Annotated in this window: 2 protein-coding genes; both read right to left on the reverse strand. The window is 68.5% G+C overall.

The window, feature by feature from the left end:
* Positions 1–584, reverse strand: a 584-nt coding sequence (locus JW876_06955; GenBank protein MBN1885240.1) for a hypothetical protein, incomplete at its 3' end; no start/stop codon positions are given.
* A gap of 74 nt (positions 585–658) precedes the next feature.
* Positions 659–2,542: hypothetical protein (locus JW876_06960; protein MBN1885241.1), on the reverse strand; the 1,884-nt coding region annotated here is incomplete at its 5' end.

Genomic DNA, 2,542 nt, shown 5'->3' on the forward strand with positions numbered 1-2,542 from the left:
GAGCCCTCGAACGCCGTCGGGAAGCCGCCGGAGATGTCGATCACCAGATCCACGGGGGGCGTGCCGAGATCGCCGGTCACGGAGACCTCCGACGGCCCCTCGGCGGCGTCTTCGAGGACGGTGTACTCGACGTCGAAGAGGTGGTGCACGCTCCCGCCGGGAAGCGAGATCGAGTCATCCTGCGGCCCCAGGATGGCCGCTACGATGAAGCCCGCCTGGCCGGGGATCTCCGTGTCGATCAGGAAGAAGTCCCCGCTCGGATCCTCGTCGCTGGCCAGCCCCATCGCGGCCAGCAGCTCCTCCGAGGGCTGCACGGCGCTCTTCTCCGGGTCCTCCTTGAGGCTCAGACGCGAGGCGTCGTGCCGTACGCCGAAGGAGAACCCGGTGATGGGCACGTCCGTCTCGAGAGCCGTCGCGTCCAGCTCGATCGACAGCACGAGGGGGACCGCAGAGCCCGGAGCGACCCAGTAGTCCCCATCGCGGACGCGGATGGTCTGAGCGTCCAGTGCGGCCGCGCTGCCGGCGGCGATCACGACCGCCGCGGCCAGATGCCGGATGCGGCGCGCCTTTGTCACGAGCACCATGCTCCATCCTCCCTGAACTCGGTTCGTGTCGGGCTGCTCGCCTCGCCGGCCGCGTCGGCGGCGCGCGACGTCCTTCAGTCGACGATGCAGTTCGACTGACGGCAGTCCAGACCATCCGGCGTCTCGTCGACTCCGCACGTCAGGAACGGAGGCGGCAGAGCCTCGCCGCGCTGGAACATCCACGCCAGGACGATCATGGCGTCGTCGATGTTCAGCGAGCCGTCGTCGTTCGCATCGAGCGCGTCGTCGCAGTCGACCTTCTCGACGAAGCTGCCGAAGAGGATCTGGATGATCCAGACGGCATCGCTGATGTTCACCTTGCCGTTGACATCGGCATCGCCGCGGCTGAAGGGCTGCTCGACGCCGGCGAAGTGCAGCACCAGGATCTCGTTCAGCGGGCATCCTTCGCCCGCGGTCGCCGGGATAACGTTCACGTTGTCGTCCATGTCGGAGACATAGCCGACGAAGAAGCCGGGGCCTCCGACGCCCGGATCGAGGTCGTACTCGAGGAAGTCGCCGCCCGCGAACGGCGCCACCGCCGCGCCGCGCGTGATCGCGAGCACGGCATCGGTGTCGTTCTGGAGCTTGTTGACCGCCTGCGGCGTGACGGAATCGCCGTCGGCCTCGGTCATGAGGATCTCGACGAGCCGCTCGGAATCGGTCCCCAGGTCGCCGGAGAACTCGTAGGTGTAGACGCCGGCCGCGCCGGTGACGCTCACGCCGAACTGGAACGCGAGGAGCGGCTCCGCGTTGCGGCAGGAGACGACCGCGCTGGGCTCGCCCGTGGCATCGAGCGTCTGCGCCGTGGGCTGATCTCCGAAGAAGAGGCCGTAGTCGGGGCAGACGATCCCGCCCTCGAGCCGGATGATCAGCAGCTCGTTGAGCGGGCAGTTCCCGGCGTCTCCGGGAGGCGTGGCGGGGATCTGGCTCACGTCGTCGTCGAGATCGGAGACGTACCCGACGAAGAAGCCAGGGCCCCCGACGCCGGGATCGCCGTCCCACTGGAGGAAGTCGCCGCCGGCGAAGGGCGCGAGGTCCGAAGCACGCTCCACGGCCACCACCTCGCCCGAGCTCGCCAGCAGCGTGTTGGGCGTCGCGGGGAAGATCTCGTCGCCGTGGATGTTGGTCATCAGCACCTCGACGAGCCGGTCGGAGTCGATGCCGATGTCATCGGCGAACTCGTAGCGGACGCCCCCGGCCTCCGTCGTCGTGCTGACGCCGAAGGAGAAGGCGAGGAGCGCCTGCGCGTTGCGCGAGGTGATGAGAAAGCTCGTCTCGCCCCGCGCGTCGACCGAGCCCTCGGTGGCGACTCCGCCGAAGTAGAAGGCGTTGTCCGGGCACTCGGCTCCGCCGCCGATGTTCACCACGAGAATCTCGTTCAGGTCGCAGTCCGTCGTGATGGGGATCGCGTTCGCGTCGTCGTCCATGTCGGAAGTGTAGCCGACGAAGAAGCCCGGGCCGCCGACGCCTGGATCGAGATCGTACTCGAGGTAGTCGCCCCCGGCGAAGGAAGCGACCGCCGCGCCGCGCTCGATCGACTGGATCGCGAGCGCATCCGTGATGATCGTGTTGGGCGTCTCGGGAGCGATGTTGCCGCCCTGGGCGTCGACCATCAGGATCTCGACCAGGCGCTCGGGATCGGTGCCGATGTCGCCGGCGAACTGGTAGGTCACTCCGCCGGCCGCCGTGCTACGGGCGCCGAACTGCACGGCGAGCAGCCGGCTCGCGTTGCGGGAGGAGATCGCGAAGCCCGTCCTTCCGCGCGCATCGACCTGTCCCGCCGCGGGGATCCGGTTCGATGCGGAGAGGTTCGTGAAGTAGAGCGCGAAGTCGGGGCACTCGCCGTCGCAGGGACACTCCTGGCAGTCGGGATCATCGAGGTCGATGAGGCCGTCGCCGTCGTCGTCGATGCCGTTGTCGCAGTCTTCGATGGGCATGGGGTTCTTGCGGACGACGCC

Source organism: Candidatus Krumholzibacteriota bacterium (assembly GCA_016931295.1).
GTDB lineage: Bacteria > Krumholzibacteriota > Krumholzibacteriia > Krumholzibacteriales > Krumholzibacteriaceae > JAFGEZ01.